This is a genomic window from Nonomuraea sp. B5E05, from assembly GCF_039880665.1.
Taxonomy (GTDB): domain Bacteria; phylum Actinomycetota; class Actinomycetes; order Streptosporangiales; family Streptosporangiaceae; genus Nonomuraea.
In genome coordinates this window covers 76,636-91,679 of sequence record NZ_JBDPMJ010000008.1, presented here as the reverse complement: position 1 = coordinate 91,679, position 15,044 = coordinate 76,636, and the positions used below count along the sequence as shown (strand labels likewise).

Here is a 15,044-nt window from a genome sequence, read left to right as displayed (position 1 = left end):
GGGCGAGGACTTCTCCGACTACGTCAACCAGCCGTACGGGCTGCAGGCGCACGCCGACTTCGCCGCCCGGCACGGCAAGCCCCTCTCGTTCCCCGAGTGGGGGTTGTTCCGCAACGGCGACCGGCCCGACTACGTCCGCCGGATGCTCGACTGGATCGACAGTCACAACGTGCTCTATCACTCGATCTCCGATTACTGTCCTCACGGCATCTGGCAGTGCTCGTCGAACCCGCGCTCGGCGGAGGTCTTCCGCGAGCGGCTGCACCGGCGCCCGTTCCCCGTGCCGACCCCGAGCAGCCCGAGCGTGTACGAGGCGAGCACGTCCATCGACCGGCCCACCTCGAACCCGCCCGCCAGCTCGACGGCGGCCGCACCCTCCGCGGCGGCGAGCGCGGGGCTCCCGAGCCGGAGCAGCAGCGCCTCGGCCAACGCCCTCACGTCGCCGGGCGTGACGACCGCGCCGACTCCGCCGGACACCAACTCGGAGATCCCCGGCACGCCGTAGGCGATGAGCGAACGTCCCGTGGCCAGCGCCTCCAGCGCCGTGAGCGGCAGCCCCTCCCAGCGGGAGGGCAGGACCACCACGTCGGCCGCGACGTACCAGGGCCTGGCGTCGGCCACGTCGCCGGCGAAGTGAACGCGCGGCACTGCCCGCGCCCGCAGCGCGGGCAGCAGGGGGCCGTCGCCGACGACGGCCAGCCGGGCCGCGCCGTCGCGTGCGGCCACCCGCTCCCAAGCCGACAGCAGCATGTCCTGGCCCTTCTGCCGGGTGACCCTGCCGACGCAGACCGCCAGCGGCGTCCCTTCCGGGATGCCGTGGGCCGCACGGGCCGCCGCGCGCTCCTCCGGGCCGGCGGGCCGGAAGCGGCGCAGGTCCACGCCGTTGCGCACCACCACGAGCTCGGCGGGCACGCCGTGCCGCCTGGCCAGCTCCGCTTCGCCCGTACCGACGCAGATCACCAGGTCGGCCCAGCGCGCGGCCAGCCGTTCCCAGTTCAGCGCCGCTGCGGCGAGCGCGCCGCGGGCCGCCAGCCACGACCAGCCGTGCGGCTGGAAGAGCGTGGGCACCCGTCCCCGCAGCGCGGCCCTGCCCGCCAGCCCGGCCTTGGACGAGTGCAGGTGCACCACGTCAGGGCCGAACTCCCTGACGATCCGCGCCAGCCCGGCCGCCTGCCCCACGTCGGCGAGCCCCGGCGCGCGGGTCGCCTCCCAGGCCAGGCAGGGCACGCCCAAACCGGCCAGCTCGCCGGCGAACCGGCCGGCCGGCGGGCAGGCGACCGCGACCCGCCAGCCCCGCCGCGCCTGATCGGCGGCGGCCGTCGCCACGTAGGCGCCGACCCCGCCGTCCACCGGCTGCGTGACGTGCAGGACGCGCGGCTTCACCGCCATGCCGCGAACCTCTCCACCAGCCGCGGGCAGCGCCGCTTCAGCAGTTCCTGGCCCGCCGCGCGGGCGCCGGCGCTCGCGGCGTAGGCGGCGGAGCGGACACCGCGGCCGAGCATCACCCGCTGGTTGACGACCGCCTCGCAGCCGAACTTCGCCTTGTGCGGCTCGTCGCCGCGCAGCAGGCTCAGCACCGGCCTGCCCAGCCGGTGGGTCGTCTCCAGGTTGTCGCGCAGCAACATCGTGAGGACGTCGGCCTCGGCGCGCAGCTCCGGATCGGCGCCGTACAGGTAGCCGCCCACGAAGTCCTTGCCGACCACGGTCAGGTCACAGGCCCGCAGCCGCCCCCGCACCCTGAACTCCTTCAGCACCGCGCGGTCCTCCACCACCAGCGACCGCGTGGCCCGCGTCAGATGGTCCATGAACCGCGGCTGCGTGTGCTGCACGTTGATCCCCCGGCTCTCCCACTGCAGGGTGTGCAGCCGCAGCAGCTCGGTCACCGACTGCTCGACCCGGTCCGGCTCCACCACGTCCACCGACAGGTCCATCGCGTCGAGCTTGCGCAACGCCGTCCGCAGCCGGCGCGCCCGCCGGCCGTTGAGCGCGTCCGCCACCTGCTCGATCGGCCGCCCCGGCAGCTGCAGGCAGGTGGACGCGGGCAGGGTCCAGGCCCGGGCGCCCCAGAGCCCGGCCAGCCGCAGGACGGCCGCGCCCGGCCGCGCCTCGGGCAGGTCGATGACGTCCCAGCCCGGCTGGGCGAGCAGCCCGGCGCGCAACTCGCGCAGGCCCGTGTCGCCCTCGGCGTCGTCCACCATGATGTCCGTGAAGTCGGACTGCCCGCCGCCGACGGGCGTCAGCACCCGGCAGCCCAGCCGGTACTCCAGCCTGAGGGGCGCCGCCGCCACCAGCCGCCCGCCCCGGTACGCCAGGAGCACCCGCAGCCGCCCCGGAGTTCCGTAGGCCCGCCACCAGGAGCAGAGCCAGCTGTACGACTGGAACGGCGTGGCGGCCGAGCTGCGCGCGTACAGGTCGGCCCAGTCCTCCGCCAGCCCCGAGAGCGCGTTGCGCGGCACGACCCGCAGCGGGAGCCGCGCGGTGTGCGCGGGCGAGAGGGCGGGCGAGCCGTTCGACGTGGACGCGCCGGGCGTCGCGGCGCTCACGCCTCCGCCCCGCTCAGCACCGGCGCGGGCTCGCGCCGCGCCGGCCGCAGCGCCTGCGGCGCGGCCAGGCGGACCAGGCCGGCGACCAGGGCCGCCCCGAAAGCGCCGACGGCCACGCTGACCAGCGGCACCGGCGCCGAAGGGCGGGTCGGGATGGACGCGCTGGCGAAGGGCGCCAGCCGCACGCGGGTGTCGGTGGCGTGCCCGTTGGCGTACGTGATCAGCGCGGTGGCGGCCCGGTTGACGCGGTCCGCGGCCTCCCACCCGGTGGGCGCCACGGACGTGAGACGCACCAGCGGGGCGTCCGGCGAGGCCGCCACGCTCAGGCTGCCCCATTCGGTCTCGTCGCCGGTGAGCAGGCCGGGGTGGCCGGAGATCCGGGCGTAGGCGGAGGCGAAGTCGATCGCCTGCGCCGGGTCGCCGCCCGCCACCACCACAACGTAGGCGTCGGCGGTGTAGACGGCGTCCCTGGCCACGGCGTACGCGGCCCCGCCCGACGCCCCCAGCGCCAGGGACAGCGGCAGCCACCATCGCGCGAGCACGCCCATGATGCGGGCCCGGGTCCATGTCATCGTTGATCCTCCGTGGGTGCGGCGCCCAGCAGGCGCAGATAGAGCGACTCCAGCCGCTCGGCCTGGCGGCGGATGTCGTAGAGGCGGACGGCGTCGGGCGGGGGCAGCCTCCCCGGCGGGCGGCCGGCGAGCGCGGCCAGTTCGGCGGCGAGCCGGTCAGGGGGGACGCGCCTCGCCCCGGGCGCCGAACCCGGCGGCAGGTCGTCGATGGCCGGGCAGGTGTCGTACAGGACCGGGAGGCCCGCGGCGAGCGCCTCGACGACCGCGAGCCCGAACGTCTCCTCCGCCGACGGCGCGGCCAGCACGTCCATCGCCGACAACATCGCTCGCACATCCGTCGACTCGCCGGCGAAGATCACCCGGTGTCCCGCGCCCACCGCGCCGGCCAGCTCCCGCAGGCGCGGCTCGCACGAACCCGAGCCGACCAGGAGCAGAACGGCGGATCCGAGCGCGGGCAGCGCCTCGATCAGCGCGTCGAAACGTTTGCCCGGCTCCAGCCGGCCGACCCCGCCGATCACGAAGGCGTGCGCGGGCACGCCCAGCCGCTGACGGGTGCGCCGGCGCAGCGCCGCGTCGAAGCCGAACGCCCCGCCGTCCACGCCGTTGGGGATCACCACGATGCGCGAGCGCGGCACGCCCCAGCCGGCCAGCCGGTCGGCCACGGTCGGCGAGACGGCCACGGTCAGGTGCCCGAGCAGTTCGCTGGCGAGGTACAGCGCCCTGACGGAGCGGGTGAGGCGGCGCCCCTCGATGTGCTCGCGGCCGATCGAGTGCTCGGTCGCCACGATCGCGGGGACGTTCGCCAGCCGCGCGGCCAGCCTGCCGTACACGCAGGCGCGGTAGAGGTGGGTGTGCACCACTTCGTAGCGGTGCCTGCGCATGAGCCGGGCCAGCCGCCCGACGGCCCGCAGGTCCCGGTTCCCGCGCATCCCGACCTGGTGGACGCGCACGCCGGTACGCGCGATGGCGTCCGCGACCACGCCGGCGCCGGTGAGCACCGCGACGTCGCACCGGGCCCGCAGATGCGGCAGCAGGAAGCGCAGCTGCTGCTCCGCACCGCCCGCCGCCAGACCGGTGATGACATGCAGGACCTTCACCAGCCCCACCGGACCTGGTGACGCACCCGCTTGGCACGCAGCCGCAGAGCGCCGTCCCGCTCGCCGACGTAGGTGCGCGGCAGCGCGTAGCGGCCGCTGAGCTCGGACTTCCAGATCGCGCAGCCGTAGCCGTAGCCGGCCCTGCGGACGGCGTCCACCTCGCGCGCGCCGGCGTGCCCGTACGGGTAGCAGTATCCGGTCACCGGCTCGCCGAGCAGGTTCTCCAGCGCCGCCTTGCCGGCCGTCACCTCGTGCCAGAGCTCGGCCTCGCTCAGGCCGGTCAGCGAACGGTGCCCCGCCGAGTGCGAGCCGACCTCCATGCCCTGCCGCGCGGCCCGGCGCACGCCGTCGGCGTCCATGAGGGGCTTGCGCGGCCCCGTGGCGTCCCACGCGTTGTGCTCGCCGATCAGGTCGGACACCACGAAGACCGTGGCGGTGAACCCGCGTTCGAGCAGCGCGGGGACGACCTCGCCGAGGAAGTCGGCGTACCCGTCGTCGAACGTGAGCCCGACCAGGCGCCCGGCCTTGCCCTCCGCGTGGGCGCGCAGCAGCTCGCGCATGGAGACGCCGGTCAGGCCGCACCGGGCCAGCCAGCGCAGCTGCCGGTCGAAGCGGTCGGGTGAGACGGTGATCTGGAAGGGATCACTGTCATATTTATCGACGGAGTGGTACATGAGCACGTACGGCATGGTGGTCATCCGCGGCCTCGCGTCCTGATCGAGCGGGTGATTTCGGCGAGCGTGGTCGTGGCCCCCGCGAGGGCCGCGACGGCGCAGAAGGCGGCGGCGATCGCGGCGCCGGTCAGGCCCAGGGTCACCGGCTGCGGCAGGCCCGCCAGCAGCGGCCGCGTGGCCCAGCCCGCTCCCGCGCCGGCCGCGGCGGCCAGGAGCAGCACGCCGATGGGCGTGGCGGCGTCGCGCAGCGGCAGGGCGACGACGCGCCTGCGCAGCCCGGCCAGCAGCACCACGCCGGTCAGCGTGATCCCAGCCGCGTTGGCCGCGGCCAGCCCCGTGACCCCCCACTCCGGCCGGGCCAGCACCGCCGTCGCGACCAGCCCCGCGGCCATCGCGAGCGCCGGGTACCAGGAGGCGCGGGGCCCGCAGAAGTACGTGCGGCACACGACCCCGACCACCGCCTGGCCGAGCAGCCCCAGCGTGTACACCTGCATGATCCGCGCGGTGGCGGCGGTGTCCGCCTCGGTGAAAGCGCCGTACTGCAGCAGGACGGCCACGACGTCGGGAGCGCAGACCAGCAGCGCCGCCGTGGCGGGCAGCACGATCGCCGAGGCGGCGACCAGGTCGCCGACCAGCCTCCTGCGCGCCCGCGCGCCATCACCGGCGGCGACGGCGCGGGCCAGGTCGGGGAAGGTCACCGTCGCCACGATCAGGGACAGGACCATCGGCACCTGAGCGATCTTCTGCGCGTAGTTGAGATGCGAGATCGACCCCTCGGGCAGCGAGGAGCCGACGAACCTCTCGATGAAGACCTGGCTCTGGCGCGCCAGCGTGAAGACCGCGATCGGCAGGAACGCGGCCAGGGGCAGCGGCACCCCGCGCGTGGGGCGGCGCGGCGGGCCGAAGCGCCGGACGAACGCCGGGGCCTGGACGAGCACCATGCCCGCGCCGCCCACGGCCACGCCCACCGCGGCGCCGTACGCGCCCTGGTCGCGCAGCGACCACAGGCAGACGATGATCCCCAGGTTGTAGGCGACGTAGATGGCGGCAGGCGGCGCGAACGTCTGGTGCGAGCGGAGCGCCGCGCTGAGGTACCCGGCCAGCCCGAACGTCAGGATCGTGACCGAGGCGACACGCATGCAGTCGGCCGCGAGGTCGGCCCTCGGGATGCCGGGGGCGAGCAGGCCGACCAGCCACGGCGCGCCCGCGGCGGCCACCGCGCTCAGCGCCGCGAGCGCGAGACACAGGTACGGCAACGTCGACGACACCAGGACCCGCAGGTCGTCGCCCGCCTCCACCGCCCGGCTGAACAGCGGGACCAGCACGAAGGCCATCGCGCCCTCGATGAGCAGGGGCGCCGCGGTCTCCGGGATCGTCCAGGCGACGAGGAACGCGTCGGTGCCGGCGTCGGCCCCGAACGTCGTGCCCAGCAGCAGGTCGCGGACGAAGCCGAACAGCGAGCCGAGCCCGATGAGCAACGCGGTGACGCTGACGGCCTTGACCGCCGGCGAGGTGGCCGTCGTCATCGTGCCCCGCCCAGCCCTGAGCGGGGCCCGGCCAGGGCGCCGGTCACCGGCGGCGGCCCCGCGCGCCGGGTGACGCGCGCCAGGACCAGCCCCAGGACGACCGACATGACCAGCGTCGGAGGGCCGCCGATGTCACCGTAGACGAAGTCGGCCAGCTGCCAGGTCAGCAGCCCGGCCGCGATCACCGCGCCCCCTCGGACCGCCCACCACGCCATGGCCCCCAGGCAGAGGCCCAGGGCGGCCAGCCCGAGCAGGCCCTGTTCGCTGAGGGTCAGCAGGTACATGTTGTGCGGGGACAGCAGCGGCTGCCGCTGGAATCCGTGCACCGGGTCGTCGGTGTCGCTGCCGGACGACAGCTCGATGGGCGCGTACGTGTCGCGCAGCTCCGCGAACCGGCGCGGTCCGACCCCGGTCAGCGGGTGGTCGAGCCACATGTCGGCGGCGGTGCGCCACAGGGTGTACCGGTCGCTCAGCGACTGGTCGGGCTGGGTCACGGCGGAGGCCATCGAGGCGACCCGCCGTCCCAGCACGTCCGATCCCGTGCCGAGGCCGGCGACCAGCACGATCCCGGCGGCGGCGCCGGCGAGGAGCACCCGGGCGGCGAGCACCCGGCTGCGCATGAAGAGCATGACCAGGGCCGCGCACAGCAGGGCGAGCCAGGCGCCCCTGCTGAGCGACAGGGCGAGGGGCACGCAGAGCAGGGCGGCGCCTCCGAGGGCGGCGGCGCGCCGCCGGCCGCGTACGGCGAGGCCCACGCCCAGCAGGATGATCGCGCCGAAGCTGACCACGCTCGCCATGCCCATGACGTCGAGCGCGCCGAACGTGCCGACGGCCCGCACCCGCTCGCCGGCGTACGACGCCCCGGTGCCGGTGAGCGCCTGGACGCATCCGACCACGCCCTGCACGGCCGCCGCGCCGACGACGGCCCCGCCCACGATCAGGCTGTCGGCACGGTCGCGCACCGTCACCATGACGGCCAGCGGGACGATCACGAACACCTGGACGTACCTGAGGTAGCCCGGCACGCTCGCCACGATGTCGGGCGAGGCCAGCACCGCGATGGCGGCCGCGCCCGCGACGGGTGCGAGCACCAGCGCGCGGGCGGGCAGTTCGGCCGCGCGCGGGCTCGCGGCCAGGAGGGCGAGCGCGACGGCGGCCAGCGCGACGGAGGCGATGTCGGCGGCCGTCACCCGCACCTGGGCGGGCAGGCCGTCGAGCCCCGCCGGCAGGCAGGTCAGAAGCACGGTCGCGGCCGCCACGAGGCTGGGTCGGTGAAGGGCGCGCAAGGGTCAGCTCCCGCCCAGCCGGAGCAGCGACCACACGGTCCGCATCATGATCTTGATGTCGGTGCCGAAAGACCACCCGTCGATGTAGTGGTTGTCGAATCGGGCGCGGTCCTCGATCGAGGTGTCGCCACGCAGGCCGTGGATCTGGGCCCACCCGGTGATCCCGGCCGGCAGCCGGTGCCGCAGGCCGTAGCCGGGAATGGTCCGCGAGAACTCGTCGACGAAGTGCGGGCGTTCCGGCCGGGGGCCGACGATGCTCATGTCTCCCTTGAGAACGTTCCACAGCTGCGGGAGCTCGTCGACCGACGTCCTGCGCAGCAGCCTGCCCACCCGGCCGACCCGGCTGTCGTGGGCGATGCTCCACAGGGTCGCCGACTCGTGCGCGTCGGCGGGTTTCATCGTCCTGAGCTTGATCACCTCGATCGGCTCCCCCTGGCAGCCCACCCGCCGCTGCCGGAAGAGCGGGCTCTGGCCGACCTCCGCGCGAATGATCAGCGCGCAGAGCGCCAGCACCGGCGCGGTCAGGATGAGGCCGATCAGCGCGATCGTGATGTCGAGTGCCCGCTTCAGCGGCCAGACCGCACTGTGCTGCGCGGCGGGACGCATGCGGAGCAGCGGGAAACCGCGTACGTGCTCGCGCAGCGTGACGAAGTCGACGATCAGCTCGCTCAGGTCGAGCGCGAGGTACACGTCGCAGCCCAGCGCCCTCGCCGTCCGTGCGAGCGGCTGCTGGCCTGCCCCCGCGAGGATCACCGCGCGCACCTCGTAGGCCTGGATGATGTGCGCGGCCTCGCTGGGCCGGCCCAGAACGGGCAGGTCGGGACTTTCTCCGGCCGTCTCGTCCAGGAAACCCAGGGGAAACAGGCCGTACTCCGGATGGTCGAGCAGGCTCTCCGCCAGCCGGTGGCCGTGCGGTCCCGCGCCGATCACCAGCGTGGGCGCCGACCGTCCGTACCGGTGCGCTCTGCGGGCGACGAAGGCGAGCATGCTCCTGCCGCACACGGCGAGGAAGGTGTAGAGCACCGCGCACAGCGCGATCGTGACGAACGACGCCGACTCCCGGAAGGCCACGCAGGCGGCCACGAAGCCGGACCCGGCGATCCAGCCGCCGCGGTCGAGGCCGGAGGCCAGGACCCGCGGCGCGTACACCCGGCCGAGGCCGTTGAGCACGACGACCAGGATGGCCGCGACGGCGACGGGCGGGATGCCCCGGCCCACCTGGGCGGCGGTGAAAGCCATGCACAAAAGGTCGGCGCCGACCAGGACGAGTGGCTGCGCTGCTCGCCATGGTCGTGAGCTCCGGCGCTCCGCCGGCCGCGCGGCCCGGCGGTCGCCCTCAACGCTAACAGCCACTGCTTCTCCGGACGTAGCTCGTTCGACCGGACTGACCTTCGATCAGCCAATCTCATCCACCCATGAAGCCCATAGTCACCTTTTCGGCAACCTGCCGCGGCATAGGCGTTGAGCAGGGGCTTTCCTAGGCAATACGCGAACAATCCCGCAGCGAGCGATTTGATGGTAGCTCCCCCACACGGAGAAAATCGAATATGTGAAGGGTGAAAGCACCGCGCCGCTCGGCAACATTTCCTTGGCCATTCTTTGAGCAGGCGAATGCAATTCCGATGTTTAGCTCCGGATTTATCACGCAAAACGGCGGCGCCCACCGGGACACCGCCGTTCTGGAGCCGACCGGCCTACCGCCGCAGGACCATCCTGGCCGGATTCACCAGCAGGAGGCCCGCGACGCCGAGCGCGGGCAGGAGGGTGAGCTGCCAGAGGCCGGCGCCGTCCCAGCCGAGCGCGCCGACGAGACGGGCGAACAGCAGCCCCGAGAAGGCGGCGGCGACGTAGTAGGTGAGGATGAACAGTCCCGCGCCCCGGCCGACGTGGTGGGGGCGGACGGCCCGCTGCATGGCGGTGGAGCAGTTGGTGAACAGGAAGCCGCTGGCGAAGGTGCCCATGAGGAAGGAGAGCAGATACTGCGCCGGCGCCGCGGTCGCGACCTGGTACATGAGGTACGCGGTGACCGACGTGGCGACCATGGCGAGCATCAGGAGGCGGGCCTGGTTGAACCGGTCGCCCAGCCAGCCGGCCGGCAGGGCCATCATGGCGCCCAGACCGCCCATGGACACCGCGAAGGCCGCCTGGTCCGCGGTGAAGCCGAGCCCTTCGCGGAGGAAGGTCGGGTAGAGCCCGAGATAGCCGTAGAAGACCAGGCCGGACACGGCGCAGGCGATGCCCACGCCGAGGGTGTTGCGGTTGTAGGGGGAGGCCGGCACGTGCTCGTACGCGGTGGCGTCGGCCTCCGAGGCCGCTCCGGTGACCGCCTCGGTCATCTTGCGTGACACCGTGAACGCGATGAGCACGCTCATGGCGAGACCGGCGGCGGCGAACAGGAAGAACGGCGTGCGCCAGGTGCCGGAGCTCTCGGCGAGCCCCGTGCCGATGAGCGGGCCGAGGAAGACGCCCAGCCCGAACGCCACGCCCACGACGCCCGCGGCCAGCGCGCGCCGGTGGAAGAAGAACGCCCCGATCACCGCGTACAGGGCGGTGGCCTGGACGCCCTCGCCGATGCCCGAGACCAGGCGGTAGATGCTCATGTCGACGAACCCGACGGCGAGCGGGATGGCCAGCGTGCCGAGGGAGTAGACCAGCACGCTGATGACGATGATCGTCCTGCGGGAGAGCCGGTCGGCCAGGTAACCGGCAGGCGGCCCGGCGAGCGCGAGCCCCAGCGTGAAGCCGGTGGCCAGCAGGCCGCCCTGCTCCAGGGAGAAGCCGAGCTCGGTCCGGATCTCGGGCAGGAGGGGGTAGAAGATCTGCCGGTCCATCGCGTTGAGCATGTACGACGCGCACAGGACCGCGAATCCGATCGCGACGGAGGCCTTCGTCACCTGCTGGGAGGCGCCGCCCTGGGGGCGCTCTGTGGTGCTGCTCATCTGGCGCTCCTATGCGCTGGAGGGCACGAGACCACCGTCGGGCACGAGACCGCGCGCTGAGCGGACACTCGTCCGTACAGTGGTCACCATGGGCTGGCCTCAGAATGATGTGCCCAGAGTCACCTGTCAAGGGTCTGTTCCCACCCGGAAGGCTGCCTCGGACAATTGTCCGCAGCATGGCCGAACTCGTCCGCCTAGACCGGTTCTCGCTGCTCCCGGCGAGTCCACGGCTCAAGCGGGCTCCGTTCCGGAAGAGCGCCGATCAACGGGCCCACCGGACTCCGCTCCGGAAGAGCGCCGATCGACGGGCCCGCCGGGCTTCGTTCCAGGCGAGCGCCGATCGACGGGTCAGCCGAGGTCGGTCAGGAGCGCCTCAACCGCCGCGGCTTCGGGCACGCCCAGGTCGGCGTAGAGGCGCTGGGCCCGTTCCGCGTGGTCCCGCGCCGCGTCCACGCGGCCACGATCGTGATGGACGCGCGCCAGTCCCTCGTGGGCGCGCGCCTCCTCGGCCCGGTTGCCCACCTCGCGCGCGATGGCGAGGGCGTCGCAGTGACGCGCGACGGCCTGGTCGTGATCACCGAGGCACCGGCCGGCCTCCCCCAGCCCGTTGAGCGGCGCGGCCTCGTCACTTCGGCCGCCCAGCTCGCGATAGAGCTCCAGCGCGTGCCGGTGCTGGTCGCGGGCCTGCTCGTACCGCCCCTGCGCCAGGTAGTCCTGGCCGAGAAGGTCGAGCACGCCGGCCTCACCGCTCCGGTTCCCCAGCCGGCGGTGGAGCGCGAGGGCCCGGCAATGGTGGTCGAGCGCCGCGCGGTGGCGTCCCTGCCGCTGGTGGCTGATGCCGAGACTGCTCAGCGTGTAGGCCTCCCCGACGGGGTTGCCGATCTCGCGGCTCAGGGCGAGGGCCTGCTCCAGATGGTGGTCCGCCCGCTCGTACGCGTGCCGTCGCAGGCACACGTTGCCGAGAGTGTTGTGCGCCCGCGACTCGCCGAGCCGGTCGCCGGCCGCGCGGCACAGGTCCAGGGCCGGCCCGCAGACCTCGTACGACTCCTCGTAACGGCCCTGCCGCCAGCGCGCCCAGGCCAGATCGAGCCGGGCCAGCGCCTCACCCGCCGTGTCGCCCCTGCGGCGGGCGGCCTCCAGCGCCTTCGTGTGCACGATGATCGCGTCGGCGTGGTGGGCGTGACCGTCGAGGTAGGGATGCACGACGGTCGCCAGCTGACCCGCGTGCACCGGCCACTCGCCGTCGGCCGCCCGGCTGCAGGCGGCGACGAGGTTGGCGCGCTCGCCGTCCAGCCACGCGCCCGCTTCGGCGTCGTCCGCGAACGACACGGTCCCCGGCTCGGCGAGTGACGGCCTGCGCAGCCCGCCGAACGGGTAGAGAGCGGCGATCGCCGCGGCCGCCATGCGCAGGTAATGGTCGAACAGGCGGGTCAGGGCGTCGTGCCGGGCCTCACCGGTCTCCTCGGCGGAGACGGTGGCGCGCGCGTGTTCGCGGAGCAGGTCGTGGAACGTGTATCTCCCGGGCTCGTGCTGCGCCAGGACATGGGCGTCCAGCAGGTCCTCCAGCAACGTCTCCGCGTGGTCCGCGGGAACGCCGGCCAGCGCGGCGGCGGCGTGGACATCGACGTCGCGCCCGGGATGCAGGCCCAGCAGCCGGAACATGCGTTGCCGCTCGGCATCCAGATGCCGGTACGACAGCGTGAACGCCGCCGCGACACCCCTGTCAGGGGTGGACAGCTCGGCCAGCCGGCGGCGCTCGTCGCGCAGCCTGCCGGCCAGATAGCCGACGGTCCAGCGCGGGCGATGGTGCAGCCGCGCGGCGGCGATCCGCACGGCCAGCGGCAGGAACCCGCACAACTGCAGCACGTCGAGGACCGCGCTCGGTTCGGCCGTCGCCCGCTCCCCCACGATCGAGGTGAACAGCCGCACGCCGTCCTTGGCCGGCAGCACGTCCATGGACAGCGTGCGGGCGCCGTCGAGATCGACCAGCCGGCGGCGGCTGGTGACCAGGACGAGGCTGTCGGAGGCGCCCGGCAGCAGGGGCCTGACGTGATCGGTGTCGGCGGCGTTGTCCAGGACGATCACGACCCTGCGCTGGGCGAGCTCGGCCCGCCACAGCGCTGCCCGTGCGGCGACCGAGGAGGGGATGCGTTCGGCCGGCACCCCGAGCTGGCGCGACAGCGTCTCCAGCGCGGCGCCCGCCTCGATCGGCTCGTGCCCCGCCGTGTGCGCCTGCAGGTCGACGAAGAGCTGCCCGTCGGGGTACTGGCCGGCCAGCGCATGCGCGGCGCGAATCGCCAGCGCGGTCTTCCCGATGCCCGCCATCCCGTCGATGGTCAAGATCGTCGTACCGGGCCGGAGCCCGGCGATCCGCTCCAGCTCGGCGGTCCGGCCGGCGAAGTCGGGGATGTCGTACGGCAGGAAGTTCGCCCGCCGAGGCTCGCGTACGGCGGCCTTGTCCCGCGGCTGGAGCTGCGGATCCGCATCGCCCCGCAGCACGGCCTGCTCGATCGCCACGAACGCCCGGCCAGGATCCAGCCCCTGCCGTTCCACCAGCGACTCGCGGAACGCCCTGGCCACCGACAGGGCGTCGGCCTGCCGTCCCGCGCGATGCAGGGCGAGCATCAGCTGACCCGACAGCCGCTCACGCAGCGGGTGCGCCGCCACGTGCGCGGACAGCTCGTCGATCAGGTCCTCGTGCCGGCCCAGCGACAGCTCGAGGTCGGCCAGGCGCTCGATCGCGGCCAATCGCCGCTGCTCCAGCCGGCTTCGCGCGCTCTCGACGTAGTCGGCGTGCACGTCCGCCAGCGGCTGCCCCCGCCACAGCGCGAGCGCGTCGCGTACCTGGCGGGCGGCGCTGTCCGGATCGGCCTCCTTCTGCACAACCGCCATCCGGCTGGCGAACTCCTCCAGATCGAGCTGTTCCGGTTCGATCGTGTATCCGCCCGAGCGGGTCACGAGCAGCCGCGCCGCGCCCGCTTCGCGGAGCACCCGGCGGATGGCGGTGACGGCGGCCTGGATCTGCGCGCGGGCGGTGTCCGGCGGCGCCACGCCCCACACCGCGTCGCTCAGCTGATCGGCGCTGAGCACGGTGCGGGCGTGCAGCAGCAGGTACGCCAGCACCGCACGGTGACGTGGCGCCAGGCCGGTCAGCTCCCGGCCGCCGGCCATGACGTGTACGGGGCCGAGAACACCGAACCGTACGCCCACCCTCGCCTCCCCCAGCGACGCATAACCGTCCATAGCGGACGCATCGCGAATGTATCAACCCGGCTTTCCATGATGAGTGCACAGGCCACAGGCGAGAGGAGATTCCGATCATGGAAGCCCGCATGAGGAACCCGGCGTTCGTGCTCCCCGAGACCGTGAAGGGGATCCAGGCCATCTACCAGGGCATCAACCAGGGCGGCGCGCCCGGCGAACTGCTGGAGATCGTCGCCCTGCGCACCAGCCAGATCAACGGCTGCGGCGCCTGCGTCCACGCCCACGTCCAGAACCTCAAGAAGTCCGGCGAGTCCGACGAGCGCGTGGGCAACGTGGCCGCCTGGCGCGAGGCGCCGTTCTACAGCGACGTCGAACGCGCCGCGCTGGCCCTCACGGAGTCCATCACCCGGATCGCCGACCGGTCCGCGGACGCCGTACCCGACGACCTCTGGGACGAGGTCGCCGACCACTTCGACGAGCGGCAACTGTCCGCGATCATCCTGACGATCTCCATGACCAACTTCTTCAACCGCATCAACGTCACCGTCAAAGAGCCCGCCGGCACGTCCTGGGCCTGACGAGATCAGGAATCGAGAACCATCTGATGTCCACTGCGTACGTCATCGTCGCCGTCCTCACCGCCGCCTGGGTGGGCTTTTCGGCCGTCTCCATCTTCATCCGCGCCTCCTGGGTGGTGGGTCCCCTGGCGGACTACGGGGTGCCCCGCAAGTGGTGGCCCTGGCTCGGCGCCGCCAAGGCCGCGGGCGCGGCGGGCCTGCTCGTCGGGCTGTTGGTTCCCGTCATCGGCGTCATGGCCGGGATCGGCCTGGTGGTGTACTTCATCGGGGCCGTCATCACCGTGATCCGCGCCCGCTCGTACGCGCACATACCGTTCCCGCTGCTCTACCTGTCGCCGGTCGCCGCGTCCCTGGTGCTGGGGTTCATGGCCTGAGCACAGTCTGAGCACGGCCTGAGCACGGCCTGAGCACGCGAGACGCCCCTCCGCCCGCGCCGTTCGCGCGGGCGGAGGGGCGTTTCGGCATGCTCAGCGTATTGCCGCGAATGCTTGCTCCCCTGATCCCACAGGCCCGCGGATAAATGCGATCAGCGTGATGCCGTCTCGTTCAAGGTCATGCTGCGGCCCTGCGCGTGAGTAGCGCTACCTAGGGACAATTGCGCTGAACTCCCCATGTATCGGCCTGC

At 73.4% G+C, this 15,044-nt stretch carries 12 protein-coding genes; 2 read left to right on the top strand and 10 right to left on the bottom strand.

The features are described 5' to 3' along the window. Nucleotides 1–201 precede the first annotated feature (201 nt). The 10 genes from ABGB01_RS16960 to ABGB01_RS16915 form a co-directional block, all read right to left on the bottom strand. The gene (locus ABGB01_RS16960) at nt 202–1,389 is read right to left on the bottom strand and encodes a glycosyltransferase (protein ID WP_347774325.1); all 1,188 of its coding nucleotides are present in this window, start codon (nt 1,387–1,389) and stop codon (nt 202–204) included. Continuing rightward, nucleotides 1,380–2,543: a GNAT family N-acetyltransferase gene (locus tag ABGB01_RS16955; protein ID WP_347774324.1), complete on the bottom strand. Its 1,164-nt coding sequence runs from the start codon at nt 2,541–2,543 to the stop codon at nt 1,380–1,382. The genes ABGB01_RS16960 and ABGB01_RS16955 overlap by 10 nt, the downstream gene beginning before the upstream one ends. After that, nucleotides 2,540–3,115 (bottom strand): hypothetical protein, encoded by a 576-nt coding sequence (locus tag ABGB01_RS16950; RefSeq protein ID WP_347774322.1) that lies wholly within the window; start codon nt 3,113–3,115, stop codon nt 2,540–2,542. The genes ABGB01_RS16955 and ABGB01_RS16950 overlap by 4 nt, the downstream gene beginning before the upstream one ends. Further along, nucleotides 3,112–4,212: a glycosyltransferase gene (locus tag ABGB01_RS16945; RefSeq protein WP_347774320.1), complete on the bottom strand. Its 1,101-nt coding sequence runs from the start codon at nt 4,210–4,212 to the stop codon at nt 3,112–3,114. The genes ABGB01_RS16950 and ABGB01_RS16945 overlap by 4 nt, the downstream gene beginning before the upstream one ends. Next, nucleotides 4,209–4,910, bottom strand: a complete 702-nt coding sequence (locus ABGB01_RS16940; protein ID WP_347774318.1) for a polysaccharide deacetylase family protein — start codon at nt 4,908–4,910, stop codon at nt 4,209–4,211. The genes ABGB01_RS16945 and ABGB01_RS16940 overlap by 4 nt, the downstream gene beginning before the upstream one ends. Further along, on the bottom strand, nt 4,907–6,412 hold the full coding sequence (locus ABGB01_RS16935) for a lipid II flippase MurJ (RefSeq protein ID WP_347774316.1): 1,506 nt from the start codon (nt 6,410–6,412) through the stop codon (nt 4,907–4,909). The genes ABGB01_RS16940 and ABGB01_RS16935 overlap by 4 nt, the downstream gene beginning before the upstream one ends. Then, nucleotides 6,409–7,698 carry an O-antigen ligase family protein gene (locus ABGB01_RS16930; RefSeq protein ID WP_347774315.1) on the bottom strand — a complete coding sequence of 430 codons (1,290 nt, stop codon included), beginning with the start codon at nt 7,696–7,698 and terminating at the stop codon, nt 6,409–6,411. Before ABGB01_RS16930 ends, ABGB01_RS16935 begins: the two co-directional genes overlap by 4 nt. Before the next feature lie 3 nt (nt 7,699–7,701). Beyond that, nucleotides 7,702–8,937 (bottom strand): sugar transferase, encoded by a 1,236-nt coding sequence (locus ABGB01_RS16925; protein WP_347774314.1) that lies wholly within the window; start codon nt 8,935–8,937, stop codon nt 7,702–7,704. Nucleotides 8,938–9,392: 455 nt separating this feature from the next. Beyond that, on the bottom strand, nt 9,393–10,637 hold the full coding sequence (locus tag ABGB01_RS16920) for an MFS transporter (RefSeq protein ID WP_347774313.1): 1,245 nt from the start codon (nt 10,635–10,637) through the stop codon (nt 9,393–9,395). Nucleotides 10,638–10,985: 348 nt separating this feature from the next. Beyond that, on the bottom strand, nt 10,986–13,880 hold the full coding sequence (locus ABGB01_RS16915) for a BTAD domain-containing putative transcriptional regulator (RefSeq protein WP_347774312.1): 2,895 nt from the start codon (nt 13,878–13,880) through the stop codon (nt 10,986–10,988). A 77-nt stretch (nt 13,881–13,957) separates the two neighbouring features. Here ABGB01_RS16915 and ABGB01_RS16910 point away from each other — a divergent pair, with 77 nt between their 5' ends. Both ABGB01_RS16910 and ABGB01_RS16905 read left to right on the top strand, forming a co-directional pair. Beyond that, on the top strand, nt 13,958–14,419 hold the full coding sequence (locus tag ABGB01_RS16910; protein WP_347774310.1) for a carboxymuconolactone decarboxylase family protein: 462 nt from the start codon (nt 13,958–13,960) through the stop codon (nt 14,417–14,419). A 26-nt stretch (nt 14,420–14,445) separates the two neighbouring features. Next, the gene (locus ABGB01_RS16905; protein ID WP_347774308.1) at nt 14,446–14,793 is read left to right on the top strand and encodes a DoxX family protein; all 348 of its coding nucleotides are present in this window, start codon (nt 14,446–14,448) and stop codon (nt 14,791–14,793) included. Nucleotides 14,794–15,044 lie beyond the last annotated feature (251 nt).